The sequence below is a fragment of the Hydrogenoanaerobacterium sp. genome, assembly GCF_032017025.1.
GTDB lineage: Bacteria > Bacillota > Clostridia > Oscillospirales > Ruminococcaceae > Hydrogenoanaerobacterium.
In genome coordinates this window covers 282758-300655 of sequence record NZ_DALZQO010000001.1, presented here as the reverse complement: position 1 = coordinate 300655, position 17898 = coordinate 282758, and the positions used below count along the sequence as shown (strand labels likewise).

The window sequence follows — 17898 nt, the reverse complement described above, 5'->3', positions numbered from 1 at the left end:
AGAATGAAAGAAAAAAGCGGTCAGGTAACGCAGGGGGCAGAACGTGCCCCGCACCGTTCGCTGTTTTATGCCTGCGGGTTCACAGAGGAGGAGCTGTCCCGTCCGCTCATTGGTGTGGTATCTGCCTACAGCGAGGTAGTGCCGGGGCACATCCATCTCGATAAAATCGCAGAAGCGGTAAAAGCGGGTGTGCGCATGGCAGGCGGTACGCCGATTCTGTTCCCTTCCATCGGCGTTTGCGACGGAATTTCTATGGGGCATTCGGGTATGTGCTACTCGCTCCCCTCGAGGGAACTCATCGCAGACTCCATTGAAACAATGGCGATGGCGCATTGCTTTGATGGCTTGGTGCTGATTCCCAACTGCGATAAAGTAGTGCCGGGGATGCTGATGGCGGCGGCACGGCTGAATATCCCCTCCCTCATAGTCAGCGGTGGGCCGATGCTGGCAGGCAAAAGCAACGCGCAGGATATCAGCCTTTCAAAGATGTTTGAGGCGGTGGGTGCGTACAAGGCTGGGTTCATTACCGGCGACGAGCTTTCGCAGCTGGAGCATAACGCTTGCCCGGGCTGTGGTTCCTGCGCCGGCATGTATACGGCGAACAGCATGAATTGTCTGTGCGAGGCCATTGGCATGGCACTGCCCGGCAACGGCACAATTCCGGCTGTTTATGCGGCGAGAATCCAGCTTGCAAAGCAGGCGGGTATGCAGATTATGCATCTTTTGGATTGGGCGATTAAGCCCAGGGATATTTTAACTAAGCAGGCGTTTGAAAATGCATTGGCTGTGGATATGGCACTGGGATGCAGTACAAACAGCGTGCTGCATTTGCTGGCGCTTGCCCACGAAGCGTGCGTCGATGTCGACCTAAACCTCATCAATCAAATCAGTTTGAAGACTCCTAACTTATGCCGGCTGGCACCTGCCGGAGATCATCATATTGAAGATCTCTACGCGGCGGGCGGCGTTCAGGCGGTTATGGCAGAGCTGGCTAAAAAAGGCCATCTGATTGCCGATTCGCTGACCGTGACAGGGCATACAGTCGGAGAGAACCTGAAAAATTCAGGTGTACCGGGTGCAGACGGCACAGTGATTCGTTCAATAGAACTGCCGCATTCCCTATCCGGCGGAATTGCAGTGCTGTGGGGCAACATTGCACGCGATGGCTGTGTTGTAAAGCAATCGGCGGTAGCACCCGAAATGCTGGTGCACAGCGGCCCCGCCCGTGTTTTTGACGGCGAAGAAGATGCCATTTCTGCGATTTTCTCGGGTGAAATTGCAGCGGGTGATGTCGTTGTTATCCGCTTTGAGGGGCCGCGCGGCGGCCCGGGCATGCGCGAAATGCTTGGGCCAACCGCTGCATTGGCGGGTATGGGCCTTGACAAGCAGGTTGCGCTCATCACCGACGGGCGGTTTTCCGGTGCATCTCGAGGAGCTTCGATTGGGCATGTCTCACCCGAAGCGGCGGCGGGCGGCGAAATCGGCTTGCTGCATGATGGTGACATCATCCGCATCGATATTCCCCATAACAGAATTGATGCCGAGGTTACACAAGCTGAATTTGATGAGCGGCGTGCAGGGCAAAATCCTCCCACGCACAGCCATCGCGGCTGGCTGGCGCGTTATGCAAAACTGGTCAGCTCAGCAAATACGGGCGCAGTACTATCCGAATAAATAAAAAAGCCATGCAAAGCTTTAACCACCGTGTTATAGGGAAACATTTTTAATTCAATAGTTTTGTTGCATTTGGGCAGACAGCTGAGTGAAAGCTGTCTGCCTTTTGCTATTCCTATGCCACGCCTAATTCCTTCTGTAGTGCCTGTGTGTCTGCTAAATCCAGTAATCCAACATCACGATAGTAGATTGTTACTTGCTGAAATGCCGTTCTCGAGTATCGTTGGGATTTTTCACCAACCACAATCTTATCAATAAACAGGTGGAGGATTTCGGAAGTCAGCTCCGGAATTTCGGGATATTGCTTGGCTTTGACTATAAATAAATCTACATTGGCAATGCTGCTTTTAAGCTTTTCCAGCTCTTTTTCTTTCTCTGGGATAGCAGTGGCTACTTCCTTTTGCTCATCAAGGTAATCTTGGCTTAGGGCACGAAATACTTCATTGGGTATTTTGCCCAGCACATTATCTTCATACAGCCGTTTGAAAAGTGCCTTTAGCTCTGCTTCACGATGCTTGAGCTTTACTATTTTTTGATACAAATTTGAAATATCACTTTGCACCTGTGTGGTGTTTTTCTTGTTGAGATACTTTCCAAATAAGCTTTCATGCGTCCGGGCAAGGTGAGTGACACGCCTTAAATCATCCAGCACAATTGCTTTAATGGCATCCTCTCGGATGTAGTGAGATGTACAAAAGTCTTTGCCGTTTTTGTTGTAAGTTCGGCATTTGAAATTATTGTAATTCTCACCTTTGGTGTGGGTGCGATAGAGGTCAAGCTTGTCCCCACAGTCCTGACAGTATAACAGTCCTGAGAAAATGTTAGGGTTGTCCATAGGTGTCGGTCTGATTTTACTCTCTCTTAACTTTTGGACGATATCCCAAGTTTCTTTGTCCACAAGAGCTTCATGGGTATTTTCAAAACGCACTTGCTCATCGGTTGGACGCACCACACGCTTCTTATTTTTATAGGACTTGGTGGTGTTGACAAGGCTGATGGTGTGTCCAAGATAAACCTCATTTTCCAAAACTCGTGTTACATTTTCAGAGTGCCACTTGTATGGCTGCTCCAAATTCAGCTTGGCATTCTTCTTCCCCTCTTTGCGATAATAGTAATGTGCCGGGGTGAGTATCTCACGCTTTTTTAGCTCTCGTGCAATCTGATTGGGACCTTTACCACCAACACAGAGAGAAAATATCAGCTTTACAACCTCGGCGGATTCTTCATCGGGAACAAGATGACTTTTAGGATTTTCGGGGTCACGCATATACCCGTATGGAGGCTTGCCACCAAGCCAAGCACCTGTTTCAGCTTTGGCACGCTTGGCTGCACGGATTTTACGGCTGCAGTCTTTTGCATAAAGCTCGTTGATTATATTTTTAAAAGGGGTAAAATCATCGTTGCCATACAGACTGTCAATGCCGTCACCGATAGCGATAAATCGCACATCATAGTTTGGAAAGACAATTTCGGTGTATCCCCAAACAGCTTCCCCCTTGGCAACAGCGATACTGAGCCACAGTGCGAGCCAGCTTTTACCCACCTTTGCTGAACCTGCAAGAAGCGTAAGTCCAATAGGAATTAAATCTTTGATGATGAACGGAATCTCTCTAACTTCTTTCGATAGTAATTCTTCTCCGGTGATGGTGTTAAACTTCTTCATTTGCTCTCCTTTCAAATAGATGTTGTAAGATTGACAGCTATCATCTATCAAAAGCATACAGCAACTATTGCAGGTTGTAAATAGATGTGGTACAATAAATTATACATTCTCTATTTAGAGAGTTTGCATTATCTATTTTAGTAAATTCTCTATTTTTCGTGATGCTATTGTCTATTGCAAAAACACTTTCTATTTCGTGTATTGCATCATCTATTTCATGTTTAAAGGGGTGAGCTTGTATGTTTACTTTTACAGCAAATTTTAAGGACAACGATATCTATTTGGAAGGCAAAAAAGCATTTGTTTCCAACGAAGTTTTAATAGAAATACTAAATTCCAAGGTGCCCAATTTAAAAGGCTGCAGAGAAACTTTAGTCAGGGAGCTGCCTCAGCTTGATTTGTTTGGGAATATGGAAATTTTCAGAATAGAACAATACAACTCCCATGTGCAGAAAGCACAGGGAGCAATGCGCCTTATAGATCAATATTTTAATCAGCTATCCATTGCCAACCATATTGCAAGCAGTAGTGAGCTACACGCTGAAAAATTAGTTGATGTATTGAACACAAAGCCTTGGATATGGGAAACAGGCGATACGGATGAAGTGGAGGACGAGCTTTTATACAGCGATGATTTTTCCAACGAATATGGATTTAATCATTATGTTGATACCTACTGCGGAGAGGACAGACATCATTTTTATATTACAAAATTTGAACCGTGGGATTTAAAAGAGGAGCTTTTTAATTATGAAATGTCTGCTGATTTAGAGACACTGAACACAGATATCAAAAATCTATTTGAGAGATATATCACTTTCATTGACGATATTTTGCGTGTAAAGGAAGTGTATGTTGATTTTATAGACAACTACTTAAATGCAGAGCATAAGTTTTTGGATAATAGTGTTTTGGCAGAACACTTTACCTCTTTTCTAAAAAAATATGAGAGCTTAAAAACAACACCATATTTAAACTTCACTTCGGGATACGGTATGTTTTCTCATTCTGTTTTGACAGATGCGAAAGGAAAATCAATTCTTTGTAAAACATATAAGTTCAAGTCGCTGGGAGCATTTTTATATTACGATTTATTTAGTGGCATCGAAACAAACTACCTGCCAAAGAAATGTGAGAACTGCAGTCAGTATTTCCTCATTCAATCTGGAAAGTATACCGACTACTGCGAACGCACTGCACCGCAAGACAGTACCAAGACTTGTCGAGAGGTTGGGGCAAGAAAGCGATATGATGATAAATGCAAAAATGACCCTGTATGGCAAGGCTATAACCGTGCATACAAGGCGCATTATGCAAGATATATGAAAAAGAAAATGACGGTTTCTGAATTTGAGCAGTGGGCAAGCTGGGCAATCCAGTGGCGTACAAAAGCCGAAAATGATGAAATTACCATTGAGGAATATTTGTCGGAGATTAAGAAATAGAACAAGGTGACGGTATGGCTGATACCGTCACCTTGTTCTTGTTTTAATATTTAATCCATGATACCGATCATTTTATTGATGTCCCCATCGCCGTCTACAAAGGTGCCACCGCCCATGCTGCCAATTTTGTTGCCGTTCTCGTACATTCCCTCGCAGTAGATAACCTCATTCTCGCCCATATCGTCTACCCAGCCGAAGCCTAAGAAGTAGCTTTGCTTTTGACCATTTACCATACGGGTATCTCCCATCTGGGGCTCACACGCCTTGGTTGTGATGGTGTTTTTTGATGGTGCATGTGTGGGGGTAGGGTTATCCCTTTGGGGACTGCTCTCCGTCAAAATTCCCTTGCTGTCAGCTGTAGTTGGTGGCTCAAAATCGGTTTCTGTAAGGGTGCTGTCATGTGATGGGTTTTGGGTGCTGATTATTGGGCTTTCGTCCGCAACAACGGTTTTATTTTCTGCGGGTGGGGTGTTATCCCTACTGCTCTCTGTAAGTGCTGACATGGGGCGAACGTCGGGCTGACTGGGTGGCATCTGAGACTTCTGTTGATACGCTGTTATCGTCAGAGAAAAAGTTGCAAGTGTGGCTGCTGTTAATACGATTTTAGTTTTCTTCTTCATCTTTCTGCACCTCCTGGGGCATAAAAGAATTCCCGCAGTTTTGAGAGTCTATCTCAGCACTGCGGGAATCGTAAGTTTGTAATTCAGTTGTTAGCTCAAAGCCTAATTTGAAGCCTTGGATAAAACTTGCCTTGCTTTGATAATTGCAAATCATTTGTAAGGTATCAATGATCCGTAGTAAAGCTTTTCCGTCTGCTTCTGAAAGTTTGCTGATCAAATCCTTATTGCTTTCTTCAACGGAAAGCATACGATTTGTAAAGTCTTGCTTGTTACAGAAACTGTGGTATAGGTCATCCAATCTTTTTTGCATAGTAGCACCCCCTTTATTAGTTTCAAAGGATACCACAGGCAGCTATAAATAGCTACCAAACATTTAATATAAAAGTATTGACAAAATTTTCATATTGGCTTATTATGATAGTGGACACTTATAAAAAGTGATTTAATTTTGATTGACACAACTCTGCTTTTGCTGTTAGCGCAGCAAAGCACTTTAGTTTATAGAATATTTCTATAAGCTTTAGTTGGTTGTGTTCTCAAGGATTAGATCTTTTTTTATAGGTGTCCTTTAATTTTATCCATTTTAAAATTAAAGGAGAATGAAAATGTTAGATTATAGCTTTAAAGAAACTGAAATTATGAAAATCGACTTACACAAAATGAAAGTTTGGGAGGCTGCGATTTATTTGAATAATAAAGTAGCCACCGCCCCTCTGGATATTAAAGAAATTATAGTAATTCATGGATACCATAGTGGAACTGCTTTGATGAATATGGTGAGGAAAGAATTTTACAATCCAAGAGTTAAGCGTAAATTCTTAAGTTTAAACCAAGGTGTTACCAGTCTAATTTTGCAATAGGGAGGGTAATGAATATGTGTACTATAAAAATAACTTGCATAGAATGTGGCAATAAATTTGAGATGACTGAACATGAAGTTGAGTTTTATAAGAAAAAAAGATTTGCCCCTCCCAAACGTTGTAAAATGTGTAGACAAGCACATAAATGTGATGATTTAGATACTAATAAGCTTGGGCTGAAACGAAATAGTTTTGGGGATCATATAAGAATTTTCGGCATGCCAGTAGATGTAAGAAATGAACATCCCCATGATGATTTGTGGTCTCAATATTATAAGAGGTAAGTGAGGAAAATATAATAATGACTTTAAAAGATGTATGGCATAAAGTTTTTGGAATTGGTTCGGTTATTGAGAAATTCGATGATTATGTCTTAATCAATTTTCATAATGTTGGTGAAAAGAAAATTTCTAATTCTGTGTGGGGAACTATATTGTTTTTGTCAATCGAAGATTTTAAAGATCCTGACAAGCAAAAGATTAAAGATAAATATAGCAAGTATCTACCAGAGCCAATAACTGTAGAGTCTACAGACGTCATCGTAGAAGCCGTTTCGACTAACGAAGATTTAATTAATGTTTTTAATTTGCCTACCATTGATGAAAGAATGTTGTTTGACAGTTTTGACGGGGTCACGAAAAGAAATACTGTTATTATACTCTGCCAGAAAATCAAAAGAGGAAACAAGCCATTTTTACGGATAATTGGCATTGATGTTTTTACTGGTAAGGTTGTAAATGTTGTTGACACCAACGGTAGCGAATACGGCTTACATAGTTATCATAATGAGTTTGCACAACTCAAAGAGCAAACGGTTATTCAAGCTGAATTCAAAACAGTTAAAAGCGAATTTCATCTTAATACTCTGCGAATTGTTAGTCCGATCCGTATTTTAGGAAAAGGCAATGTTCCAAAGTTAAAAGAAAAATATGAACAGCATTATCCTAAGATACCAAACTTCATTCATAACTTTGCTGAGGTGTTTGCGTTTTGTTCTGAGCATAAAAATTCACGGAGCTACTTTATGGTGAATTTTACTGGCACGCAGGTTCAACCACATAAAGATAGATACCAGTTAAAGATGGATAAATATTTTGTGGATATTAGGGATGTAAAATTTGATTCCAAGCAGAATGGGGATAAGTATTATCACGGTTGGACAGTTTTACAATGTGACGTAGACGCCAATGATGAGCTTCGGTTTTCAGCACAGCGACTAATTGGCAAGTTTTTGACTAAGGATGAATTCCAAAAATATAAAGCAGATCGAAGACTTGGATACTATGATAATGATTATTCTGCTTATGAGGATTCAGATTTTAGTACTGATGATTCTTTTGAATATGATGAAGAATACGAAGCTTATGAGAACGAATGTGTAGAAGAATTGGCTGAAACATACAGAGAATACGCCGGTGACATTTTAGATGACTATAGCGAGTATGCCGAAGATTGGGATGAAGAGGGCTATTATGATGAAGATAGATAATGTTTTTTATGGCAGCAAAGAAGATTGGTTAAATTCTAAAGAGTATGTAATAAGGGATATCTTTGATGATCAGTTTGCAGTCAATTTTGATCAAATTTCTATAAAAGAGAGAATTGCACAAGGTGAAAAGGTCTCAGAACCTGAGGTTTTCGATGAGACCGACCCATTTTAGGAGGAGTAAGCAATGAAACTACCAATGAGATTTAAGTATTACGATAACTGGGCAAAGGTTCCCATGATTATTAGCGGATTGCTGGCGGGTTCAGGGCTTTTATCTTGGTTTTTTAACTACGTATACCTTGAAGATGCACGGATGTATTATCAAGACAAGCTCAATGAATATTTACTGATAGGCATTCCAGCATTATGTTGCTTTGCTATTTTTAAATATTACAACTACCGAATTGAGCTAAAAGAGAACACAGGACTTTGGTCAATAGAAGAAAACGATAATTACATCAAAACTCATTTAGATGCTATCTTAGAGATTATCGACGATCCAGATATTAAGAAAAAGATAGCATCAAAGGTTTACTCTACAGAGAATCGATTGATACGGCTTGCCATTGTTGGACAACTTGAAAGCTCAATTAATGAAGAAATACGAAAGATTGAAGTGCTTAACGCCGCTCATGGGTTAGTGGACAAGCTTACAGAAGCAACGCAATCATCATTTTTATCTGATTTAAGGGAATGCAAATATGCCTATCAGATGGAGAAAGTAATAGAAAATTATACGAAAGAAAAGGAGATTTAAAATGTCTTTTGAAAAGAATTTACAAAAAATAATAGAAGCTTATGTGATAAATCCAGACGTTTATGCTTATGCCTACGCACATTGTGAAGAGTATAAAGTCTTTATAGACAACCTATCAGATGAAAATAGACGTAGATTTGACAAGGCTCGAACCGCCTTTAAAGTTTCTAATGGTGTTGATACTTTTAGAGCAGGTTTGTTTCATGCTGCTACTTTCGGAGTTTTTTATGGAGCCAAGAAGTTAATCAATATTAATAAAAAATCAAAATCAGAGCTAATTGCAGAATTGGTTGAGTCACCTGATTTTGTGGAAGTGTTTAGGACTTTTAATGATTCTGGATTGTTTGCGGACTGCAAAACAAATAATATTCAACTTGAAACATAGTGATAAAAATATTATAATAATTATAAATATTTTATGCAAAAACAACACAGGAAGCGTGAAGATATGAAACACATATATACTATTGGTTATACCAGTTTTTTGATTAATGACTTTATAGATACTTTAATAAGAAATAATATTACATGTGTAATAGACGTTCGTAGCACCCCTTTTTCACAGCATTATTCCGATTATAATAAAGATACATTGGAAATATCTCTTAGAAACAGGGGAATATTATATAGAAATTATGCACATGAATTTGGTGCTCGCCAAGAAAATAGAATTTTTTATTCAAATGAAGGTTATCTTGACTTTAGTAAATTTATTTCGTCTGAACAGTTTTTGGAGGGAGTGAATAAGGTTACAAAAGGAATTAAAAAGGGCTATGCTTTTGCGCTTATGTGCGCAGAAAAAGATCCAATAAATTGTCATCGAAGTATTATGCTTGGTAAAGGATTCAAAGAATGTGGTTTTACGGTAGAGCATATTAAGGCAGATGGCAAAATTGAAACACAAGGTGAGATAGAAAAACGCCTGTTAGATATGTATTTTAAAGATCGCCAACAGCTATCTTTGTTTTCTACAGCAAGTGATGAAGATGTTTTAATAAGTGAGGGCTATCGTAAGCGAAATAAAGAAATCGGATTTAATTTGGAGGACATGTAAATGAAAATTTACACAATCGGATTTACTAAAAAAACAGCACGTAAATTTTTTGAGTTACTCAAAAACAACGGGATTGACACTTTAATCGATGTCAGATTAAACAATACTTCTCAGTTAGCTGGTTTCGCTAAATCACCTGATATTGAGTATTTTTTAAAGGAGATCTGTGATATAAACTATATTCATGATAGCACATTTGCTCCTACTGATAAATTGCTAAAAGACTATAAAAATAAAAGTGTATCTTGGGAAGTATACGAACAAACCTTTGCAGAAATCATGAATTTAAGGCAAATAGAAGACTATATAAAAAATAAATATAATTTTTTAGAAGATAAAAATATCTGTTTGCTTTGCAGTGAGGACATTGCAGAAAAATGTCATAGACGATTAGTTGCCCAATATTTTGCAAGATTATTTAAAACATCGGTTAATCACTTATAAAGGAGGACATGCTGTGGAAAATGAAGTTATTATATTAACCTTATCTGAAAAATGGGGAAAGAAGTGTGTGGCTGCATACGATACAAAAACAGGAAAATTAATCAGACTTGTAAGTGAACCAGAGCATGGTGATGGACTTCCAACACATTACACCCGGTTTATTAACCTCCTTGATATTGTTAAAGTCAAAATAATACAAGATTGTCCTATTGAACATCAGAGCGAGAATGTTCTCATTGATTTGGCATTTGGACTAAGGAAAGTAGGAACTTTGTCCGATATCAATAAACTTGCATTTTTAGAAAACAAGAACTCAACTATTTTTGGCGACTATAAATACAAACTAAATGATGTTAGTCATTTAAACCATTCTCTTGAATTAATTAAGTTTAGTAAAATGACTTTCTCTAAAAATGAAAAGGGAAAGACAAAGGCATCATTTATACATAATGGAGCAAAACATTTAAATTACTCCGTAACAGATTCGCAATATTTTGTAGACCCCACCTCAGTTGATACTGGATATGCGATTATTAGTTTGCCTCCTTCAGATGATTTTACAAGAAGCGGCAATGGGTATTTTAAATACGTATCAGCAATATATTGACGCTGTAATAAAAAACCTCTACCATTTTCTTATGATTAGAAAGTGGTAGAGGTTTTCCGTATTCAGCTTGCGTTTCTTAGTTTTCCCTTGTGACACAGTCGCTTTATGCTTTGTGTGGTTTTTTTATAAAATAATTCAAATTACCAGGGAAATCATCAATTTATTACTTTGCTGTGACCGGAATATGAAATAATAAAAGTTATTCTAGGATAATAGCACCCATTTTGAATTTGATTGTATTAATATACAAATTATGTTAAAATATTTATTGGAAATATATACCTTAATATGTAAATTTGGTGCCGTAGAGGAAAGGGGGATACCAATAATGATGTATGTATCGATAGGAATAATAGGTTTTCTACTTTTTTTCATTTACGATATCAACGATATTAAATGGCGCAAGAAGCAACTGAATACTATGTTTACTTTGGGCTGTATCCTTATTTTAGTCAGCACCGCTGGCGTGGTAAGCTCCAGCTGGCAATATCATCAGCAAAACTGGTGGTTTATCGTTCCTGCTCTTTTGTTTTTGCTGCTGCTCGTATATACCCTTTTTTTTGCTTTACCTTTTTCCGACACGTATGTAAGCAGTGAAAGGGGTAGACCGGTTTGTAAAACCGGAGTTTATGCGCTGTGCCGCCACCCGGGAGTGCTGTGGTTTATTGGGCTCTACGGTTTTCTTTATCTTACCTTTCCGTCAGATCAGTTTGCGATTTATGCGGTTGCTATATGCATTTGCAATGTAATTTATATTGTTTTCCAAGATTTTTGGACATTCCCCAAGACCTTCGATGATTATGATACTTATAAAAAACAAGCTCCATTTTTGATACCTTGTTTGAGCAGCATTCAAAATTGTTTTAAAACGATGGGGAAAAGAGGCTAGAGCGAATTATGAACCTGAAAGAAAAACTGAAAAAAGGGCAATACAATGAGATCTGGCAGGAGTACTGCGGCTTTTTGGATTTGGATATAGAAGGCTACATGCTGATTCAAAACCGGCTTATGCTCGAGCAAATTCAGCTTTGGAGCCAAAGCCCACTTGGGAAAAGCGTGCTGGGCTCCAAAAGGCCTCAAACCATTGATGAGTTTCGTTCTATGATACCCCTTTCTACCTATGGTGACTACGCCAATATACTGCTCCAAAAAAGGGATGACATGCTTCCGGCACCCGCCATTGTCTGGATTGAAACCACATGGGAGGGCGGAAAACACCCGGTAAAAGTTGCACCTTATACCAAAGGCATGCTCGATACCTACCGTAATAATCTCATATCGGCACTGATCCTCTGTACTGCAAAAGAAAAGGGCGTCTTTGACGTAAAATCTACGGATAAGGTGCTTTACGGGTTCGCGCCCCTGCCGTATCTTACAGGGCTTATTCCGCCGTCTCTCAACGATACCATCGGTTTTGAGTTTTTGCCCCCCGTCTCTGAAGCGGTTAAAATGTCTTTCAGCGAGAGAAATAAAAAAGGGTTTAAGCTTGGGCTTAGCAAAGGCATCGACTTTTTCTTTGGTATGGGCAGTGTTGCGTATTACATCAGCCAGTCGGTCGCTGAAATTGGCAGCGGAACCTCCGGAGGCAATAAGAAATCGCTGTTTCGTTGCTCGCCGCAGATGCTTTTTCGGCTCATTAGGGCGAAGTACCGCTGCAAAAAAGAAGGCAGAAAACTCAAGCCAAAGGACTTATTCCGGCTTAAGGGCTTTGTCTGTGCCGGAACCGACAACGAATGCTACAAGGATGACCTTGAGGATTTGTGGGGAATTCGCCCGATGGAGCTGTTTGCGGGTACGGAGCCTACCTGTATTGGTACCGAGACATGGAACCGCAACGGTCTTTACTTGTTTCCCGATGCATGCTTCTATGAGTTCATTCCCGAGCTGGAGATGAACAAAAGCCTTGAGGATGAGAGTTACCAGCCACAAACGGTGCTCATGAACGAGGTGGTTCCCGGCGAAAAATACGAGCTTGTTATTTCTGTATTCAAAGGCGGCGCATTTGTTCGCTACCGTGTGGGAGATGTTTATCGCTGCCTGGGGCTGACCTGCCGTGAGGACAAAACAAAAATACCGAGGTTTCAGTACATAGACCGCGTTTCGTCGGTGATTGATATTGCGGGCTTTACGCGAATTACCGAAAACTCCATAGCAAGAGTCATTGAGCTTTCAAGGCTGCCTGTACAGAACTGGTTCGCGGCAAAAGAGTTTACAGAGAACAAGCGCCCGTTTTTACACCTCTATGTAGAGATAGCACCCGAAGCATTGGTTACAAGCGCAATCAGCAAAGAGATTCTTCGCGAGCATATGGAGGTTTACTTTAAATATGTTGACAACGATTATCGTGATTTAAAACGTATCTTGGGCATAGAGCCATTAGAAATTACGATAATACGCTGTGGTACGTTTGAAGAATTCAGACTGTGTACAGGCAAAAGCCTGCGGCATATCAATCCGGCGCCTTATGATGTTGCCGAGCTTTTGCGCATTCAAGACAGCTGCTATTTTATTTATAGGGGAGGTTCACTGTAATGGGTAGTTTTGTGCAGATTCCCGTCATCTCTCTTCTGTGCTATGTACTTATGGGGCTGCCCTTTCTTGCTTCTAAAAGGAATAAGCTTATCAATGCTTTTTTATGGATGCTTCTTCTGCTCATTACCTGGTCGGGAGCCTCTCTTTGTATGCGTATGCAGCTATGGCCGTCTGTCAAGATGTGGTATGATTTGTCGCTGTTGGGGCTTACGCTGTTTCCCTGCGGTCTGCTGAATTTTTTATATGAGTTCACCGGTAAAAAAAGCGTGTTTTTTAACATGTTTTCAGTAACTGTGATTTTCGTAGCCAACCTTATCAATATAAAAACAGGCTTTTTTCTGGCAGCACCGGAACTGGCTCGTGCTACCAACGGAGAAGTTGCATTTATTTATCATCCTACGTGGGCTGTTTCCATCCTGTTTATCCTTTGCATTCTTGTGGTTTTTCGGTCGATTGTAGTGCTCATAAAAGGAAGCGGCAGCAATAAAATGACCCGTCACCAGTTTCTGCCCATCCTTGCAGGGATTGTAATCATTTTCTTAGGGAACGTTGCAATTATGCTGCCGTTGTTTAAGGGTATACCGCTTGACATAGCCTCGGGTGTTCTTTACGCAATGTGCCTGTTTTACGCTCTGTATCAAAAGCGCCTGTTCCGGCTGACGCTACTGATTTCACGCAGCAACTGTTATGCAATTGCGGCTATTATTTCACTATTTTTATTTGTCAACTTTATTCGCCCACTGGAGCAGTTCATTCAAAACAATCTACCCCAACTTGTGCGGTATCGTGTACTGGTCGTTGCTTTATTGTTTTCGGCTGCAACTCAGACCATTTATTTTGCGATGAAAAGTTTTATAGACAGAGTATTTGTAAAAGACGAAATTCTTCAAGCCGAAAATTTAAAGCAGTTCAGTGTTGCGGTATCCAAGAGCCTGAAGGTGGATGAAATTTTGGAAGCGCTTGTAAATGTGATTCAAAATACCATTTGCGTAAAGCGTGTATACATCTGTATCGCAGACAGCAAAGAGCAAAACTATATTTTTGCCCGCAGCACCAGCTCTCTTGACCAGAGCACCTTCACTTTTCAGCACGACAACCCGGTTGTTCAGTGGCTGAAAGCCAACAGTGAGTGCCTGATGTTGAAGGATTTTAAGCGCACGATAGAATATAAATCGATGTGGGAAATTGAAAAACGGCAACTTTCCGACTTTGAAATTGAATGCTGTGTGCCGCTTAAGGATGAAGACAATCTGGTTGGAATTATCATGCTCACGGGCAAGAATAAAAAGAATGATTTTGTACTGGATGACATCAATTTTCTTTCCTCGGTGGAGGTAATAGCGTCTATTGCCGTCAAAAACTCGAGGCTGTATGAAAAAGCGATTATGGAGGCACGAACCGATGAGCTGACGGGGGTATACAACCGCAAGTACTTTTATGAATTGCTTAACGAGGAATATGAAAAGCATAAACACGATTCCCTTGCGCTTATGATAATTAATATAGATGATTTTAAGCTTTACAACCAACTTTATGGCAATAAAGAAGGTGACATTGCACTGCAAATGGTTGCCCAAATTATCAAAGTAAGCACAGGGGCTTCGGGGAGTGTGGCACGGTGCAGCGGTAAAGAATTTGCTGTAATACTGCCGATGTATGACCTGCTGTCTACAAAGAATTTGGCAGAGAACATCCGCAGACAGATTATGGATATGAACAAGAAGTCCGCTGACTATACGCTGAAGGCGCTTACCGTCAGTGTGGGTATTTGTTCTATTCCCTATGGTGCGGTCACTGTAAAGCAGCTGCTTCAGAATGTTGACATAGCGGTTTATCAGGTAAAGCGCAACGGAAAAAACGCAATTATGGTTTACGCCGCGGGTCAAACATTAGGGGAAGAAACGGACAGGCCCAGTTCTGCTGGCAGGGAGGAAATTTACTCTGGGTACGCACCAACAATTTTTGCGCTTACTGCGGCTATCGATACTAAGGATCATTATACATTTGGGCACTCCAAAAACGTTGCTTATTACTCCACAGAGCTGACGAGGGCTCTCGGTCTCAATGAGGATACGGTGGAAATGATCCGCGAAGCCGCACTGCTGCACGATATTGGGAAAATTGGCATTGCGGAGCAGATCCTCAACAAACAGGGCAAGCTCACTCCGGAGCAATATGACATTATGAAGGGTCATGTCGAAAACTCTATCGGTATCATTCGCTACCTTCCAAGCCTTGATTATGTAATTCCGGCAGTTATCGGGCACCATGAAAGGTATGATGGAAGGGGATACCCAAGGGGTATTGCAGGAGAAGACATTCCTCTTTCTGCGAGAATTTTATGCATTGCCGATTCTTTTGATGCGATGATTTCAAAACGGAGCTATAAGGACGCCTACTCGTTGGATTATGCTCTCAACGAGCTGGAAAAAGAGGCTGGGAAACAGTTCGACCCGTACTTGGCACCTTTGTTTGCAAGCTTGGTGCGCTCGGGTAAAATAGTACCACAAGAGCCGCCGGAGATAGCCGGTTGTTTTGAGCTGGAGACTGCTTTAAGTAGCTAGCGGATTGTATTAGGGCTATCATTTTATTGGCTTTACAAAAGCACCGCCAAATAAGCGCGGTGCTTGACAAGAATGATTGGTTTGGATATCATTGGTTTATTAACCGCATATTGGAAGAATATAGGCTGTTTTGATAAGGAGGTTGCTTATGTCAAAACGATTTTTGGATTGTTATGCCTCGGATTTTCAAAAGCTCGGTAAGCGGGCACTTCTGGATTCGATTGCAGGCAGTGAAGGCAGAGTTTTAGCCTGTGAAACCATTGGTGTTACCATGCCAATGCTGGGGGATATTACAAATGCGGAATTTGTTTGCGCAATGGGTGCGGATTTATTGCTGTTAAATCTTTTTGATGTGGAAAAGCCTTTGATCAACGGGCTGCCCACAGTACCGACGATGGAAACAATCACTGAACTCAAGCGGCTGACAGGGCGCCCTGTAGGCATTAATCTGGAGCCGGTGGAGCAGGATCTCCCTTCGGGTCACTCTGATGATACCCCGTGGGCCCTCACACAGGGCAGAAAAGCTACGTTAGAGAATGCAAAAAAGGCTTGCCAAATGGGTGTCGACCTAATTTTGCTTACCGGAAACCCGGGAATCGGCGTAAATAACCGTGCCATTATCGAAACCTTAAAGGTATATCGCAGGGAGATTGGCGAGCAGGTGATTTTAGCGGCAGGAAAAATGCATGCATCCGGCATTATCAGCGAAGCGGGAGAGAATATTATCACGCGGCAGGACATCGATGAATTTGTAGCTGCGGGTGCGGATATTATCCTGCTGCCTGCACCCGGTACGGTTGGGGGCATCACCATGGAATATGCCAGATCGCTGATTGCCCATGCTCATAGCCTTGGCGCACTAACGATTACCGCCGTCGGAACCTCTCAGGAGGGAGCAGATACCGATACTATCCGCCAGATTGCCTTGATGTGCAAAATGGCAGGAACAGATATCCATCATCTGGGAGATGCGGGGTACTTAGGTATGGCACTGCCGGAAAATATTTTGGCTTATTCCACAGCCATTCGTGGTATACGGCACACCTATCACCGCATGGCAGCTTCTATTGCACGGTAGCAATTACAAAGCAAAACATATAAAAAGACGATTGACGCTTATGAGTGCCAATCGTCTTTTTATATGTTTTAAATGGCCATTAAGTTTTTCGCTGTTTTAGGTATGTTACAGCAGTGTATTATGCCTGCTGGTTCCGAAATTGATAAGGAGTAATACCGGTATACTGTTTAAAAATGCGCGTAAAATGGCTTTGTGAACAGAACTGATAAAAGCTTGCGATATCGGAAAGAGTATTGCTGCTGTAACGGATAAAATACTTCGATTCCTCAATCCTCCTCAACAGTATGTATTGCGAGACTGAATTGCCGGTTTCACGCTTAAATAGAGAGGAGAGATAATTCGGATGGACAAATACGGTTCCTGCCAGCTCTTCCAGTGTTATCTTTTCGGTGAGATGATTGTTGATGTACTCAACCACCTGACGAATGAGCTTGGAATAGCGCATTTCGTTAATACTTCGCACCAAATCGGTAAACCCAATCACCATTCTGCGTTCCAGCTCATCCAACGCCATAAGAGACTGTGTGGCTTCAATTTCCATGATGTAGGTATCGCTGAGGGTAAAGGCTTCGTCCGGAGTTGCACCGCCGGCTATTGCGGCGCGGGTAAAAAAGGTGCAGCTGCAAATGAGGGAATTGCGCAGAGATCGAACCGGATCTTTAGCTAAAACTGCCCGATGCAGTGTATTAATTTGTGAGAGGATTACCATGGCGTTGGTCTTATCGCCCGCAGTGATCAGGCGGGCGATTTCCTGCTCTAAAAAATAAGGCGGGTGATGGAACATATTGATTCGGTTTTCGTAGGTTTCTACGAAAAAGTCTTTGGGCAGCGATTCGGGCATCTCATGAGCCGGAGGAGCTCTCCATGAGCTGAACCCTTGCCCAAATATGCCATCTAGCAACTTACCCAGGTAAAAATAATGGTTTTCCCCAAGTACCTCCAGTTTACGGTAGTGCTCCATCAGGCTGGATTTGCGCTTGATTGGGAGGTTTTCGGCCCGGATGATGTTGGAAACCTCACCTTCCCGTATAGGCTCTATCAAAAACGGACCGATCAGCAGGGAATTCACTTCGGACAGCTCAAAGTAAATAAATCGCTCATGGTAAATGTT

The 17898-nt window shown here is 41.5% G+C and carries 19 protein-coding genes; 15 read left to right on the top strand and 4 right to left on the bottom strand.

Features of this window, described 5'->3' with window-relative positions; genetic code table 11:
• The first annotated feature begins 3 nt into the window (after nucleotides 1-3).
• Nucleotides 4-1674, top strand: coding sequence for a dihydroxy-acid dehydratase (ilvD, locus tag RTV33_RS01360; protein ID WP_312640736.1), 1671 nt, complete (start codon nucleotides 4-6; stop codon nucleotides 1672-1674).
• A gap of 115 nt (nucleotides 1675-1789) precedes the next feature.
• Here the strand turns inward: ilvD and RTV33_RS01355 are convergent, their stop codons facing one another.
• Nucleotides 1790-3337 (bottom strand): recombinase family protein, encoded by a 1548-nt coding sequence (locus tag RTV33_RS01355; RefSeq protein ID WP_312640734.1) that lies wholly within the window; start codon nucleotides 3335-3337, stop codon nucleotides 1790-1792.
• 239 nt (nucleotides 3338-3576) lie between these two features.
• Here RTV33_RS01355 and RTV33_RS01350 point away from each other — a divergent pair, with 239 nt between their 5' ends.
• Entirely contained in the window at nucleotides 3577-4782 is a 1206-nt protein-coding gene (locus tag RTV33_RS01350; protein ID WP_312640732.1) for a DUF6076 domain-containing protein, read from the top strand.
• A 50-nt stretch (nucleotides 4783-4832) separates the two neighbouring features.
• Here RTV33_RS01350 and RTV33_RS01345 read toward each other — a convergent pair whose 3' ends face one another.
• Both RTV33_RS01345 and RTV33_RS01340 read right to left on the bottom strand, forming a co-directional pair.
• Nucleotides 4833-5402 (bottom strand): DUF6550 family protein, encoded by a 570-nt coding sequence (locus RTV33_RS01345; RefSeq protein WP_312640730.1) that lies wholly within the window; start codon nucleotides 5400-5402, stop codon nucleotides 4833-4835.
• Nucleotides 5386-5712 (bottom strand): DUF6809 family protein, encoded by a 327-nt coding sequence (locus tag RTV33_RS01340; RefSeq protein ID WP_312640728.1) that lies wholly within the window; start codon nucleotides 5710-5712, stop codon nucleotides 5386-5388. The genes RTV33_RS01345 and RTV33_RS01340 overlap by 17 nt, the downstream gene beginning before the upstream one ends.
• 295 nt (nucleotides 5713-6007) lie before the next feature.
• On the opposite strand from RTV33_RS01340, the gene RTV33_RS01335 reads away from it, so the two are divergent.
• The 13 genes from RTV33_RS01335 (at nucleotide 6008) to RTV33_RS01275 (ending at nucleotide 16787) form a co-directional block, all read left to right on the top strand.
• Entirely contained in the window at nucleotides 6008-6262 is a 255-nt protein-coding gene (locus RTV33_RS01335; RefSeq protein ID WP_312640726.1) for a DNA mismatch repair protein MutS, read from the top strand.
• Between the two features lie 14 nt (nucleotides 6263-6276).
• On the top strand, nucleotides 6277-6546 hold the full coding sequence (locus tag RTV33_RS15615) for a zinc-ribbon domain containing protein (RefSeq protein WP_396327195.1): 270 nt from the start codon (nucleotides 6277-6279) through the stop codon (nucleotides 6544-6546).
• Nucleotides 6547-6563: 17 nt separating this feature from the next.
• Nucleotides 6564-7751 carry a hypothetical protein gene (locus tag RTV33_RS01325; protein WP_312640724.1) on the top strand — a complete coding sequence of 396 codons (1188 nt, stop codon included), beginning with the start codon at nucleotides 6564-6566 and terminating at the stop codon, nucleotides 7749-7751.
• Complete coding sequence (locus tag RTV33_RS01320; protein WP_312640722.1) at nucleotides 7735-7923, top strand: hypothetical protein; 189 nt, start codon at nucleotides 7735-7737, stop codon at nucleotides 7921-7923. Before RTV33_RS01325 ends, RTV33_RS01320 begins: the two co-directional genes overlap by 17 nt.
• Before the next feature lie 12 nt (nucleotides 7924-7935).
• Nucleotides 7936-8508, top strand: coding sequence for a hypothetical protein (locus RTV33_RS01315; protein ID WP_312640720.1), 573 nt, complete (start codon nucleotides 7936-7938; stop codon nucleotides 8506-8508).
• A 1-nt stretch (nucleotide 8509) separates the two neighbouring features.
• Complete coding sequence (locus RTV33_RS01310; protein WP_312640719.1) at nucleotides 8510-8893, top strand: hypothetical protein; 384 nt, start codon at nucleotides 8510-8512, stop codon at nucleotides 8891-8893.
• Nucleotides 8894-8956: 63 nt separating this feature from the next.
• Nucleotides 8957-9562, top strand: coding sequence for a DUF488 domain-containing protein (locus RTV33_RS01305; RefSeq protein ID WP_312640717.1), 606 nt, complete (start codon nucleotides 8957-8959; stop codon nucleotides 9560-9562).
• Nucleotides 9563-10006 (top strand): DUF488 domain-containing protein, encoded by a 444-nt coding sequence (locus tag RTV33_RS01300; protein ID WP_312640715.1) that lies wholly within the window; start codon nucleotides 9563-9565, stop codon nucleotides 10004-10006. It begins immediately after the preceding gene.
• Between the two features lie 13 nt (nucleotides 10007-10019).
• Nucleotides 10020-10613, top strand: a complete 594-nt coding sequence (locus RTV33_RS01295) for a dual OB domain-containing protein (RefSeq protein ID WP_312640713.1) — start codon at nucleotides 10020-10022, stop codon at nucleotides 10611-10613.
• Between the two features lie 328 nt (nucleotides 10614-10941).
• Nucleotides 10942-11502, top strand: coding sequence for a hypothetical protein (locus RTV33_RS01290; protein WP_312640711.1), 561 nt, complete (start codon nucleotides 10942-10944; stop codon nucleotides 11500-11502).
• An 8-nt stretch (nucleotides 11503-11510) separates the two neighbouring features.
• Nucleotides 11511-13145 (top strand): GH3 auxin-responsive promoter family protein, encoded by a 1635-nt coding sequence (locus RTV33_RS01285; protein WP_312640709.1) that lies wholly within the window; start codon nucleotides 11511-11513, stop codon nucleotides 13143-13145.
• Nucleotides 13145-15709, top strand: coding sequence for an HD domain-containing phosphohydrolase (locus tag RTV33_RS01280; protein WP_312640707.1), 2565 nt, complete (start codon nucleotides 13145-13147; stop codon nucleotides 15707-15709). Before RTV33_RS01285 ends, RTV33_RS01280 begins: the two co-directional genes overlap by 1 nt.
• A gap of 148 nt (nucleotides 15710-15857) precedes the next feature.
• Nucleotides 15858-16787: a haloacid dehalogenase-like hydrolase gene (locus tag RTV33_RS01275; RefSeq protein ID WP_312640705.1), complete on the top strand. Its 930-nt coding sequence runs from the start codon at nucleotides 15858-15860 to the stop codon at nucleotides 16785-16787.
• 118 nt (nucleotides 16788-16905) lie between these two features.
• Here the strand turns inward: RTV33_RS01275 and RTV33_RS01270 are convergent.
• Nucleotides 16906-17898: AraC family transcriptional regulator (locus RTV33_RS01270; protein WP_312640703.1), on the bottom strand; the 993-nt coding region annotated here is incomplete at its 5' end.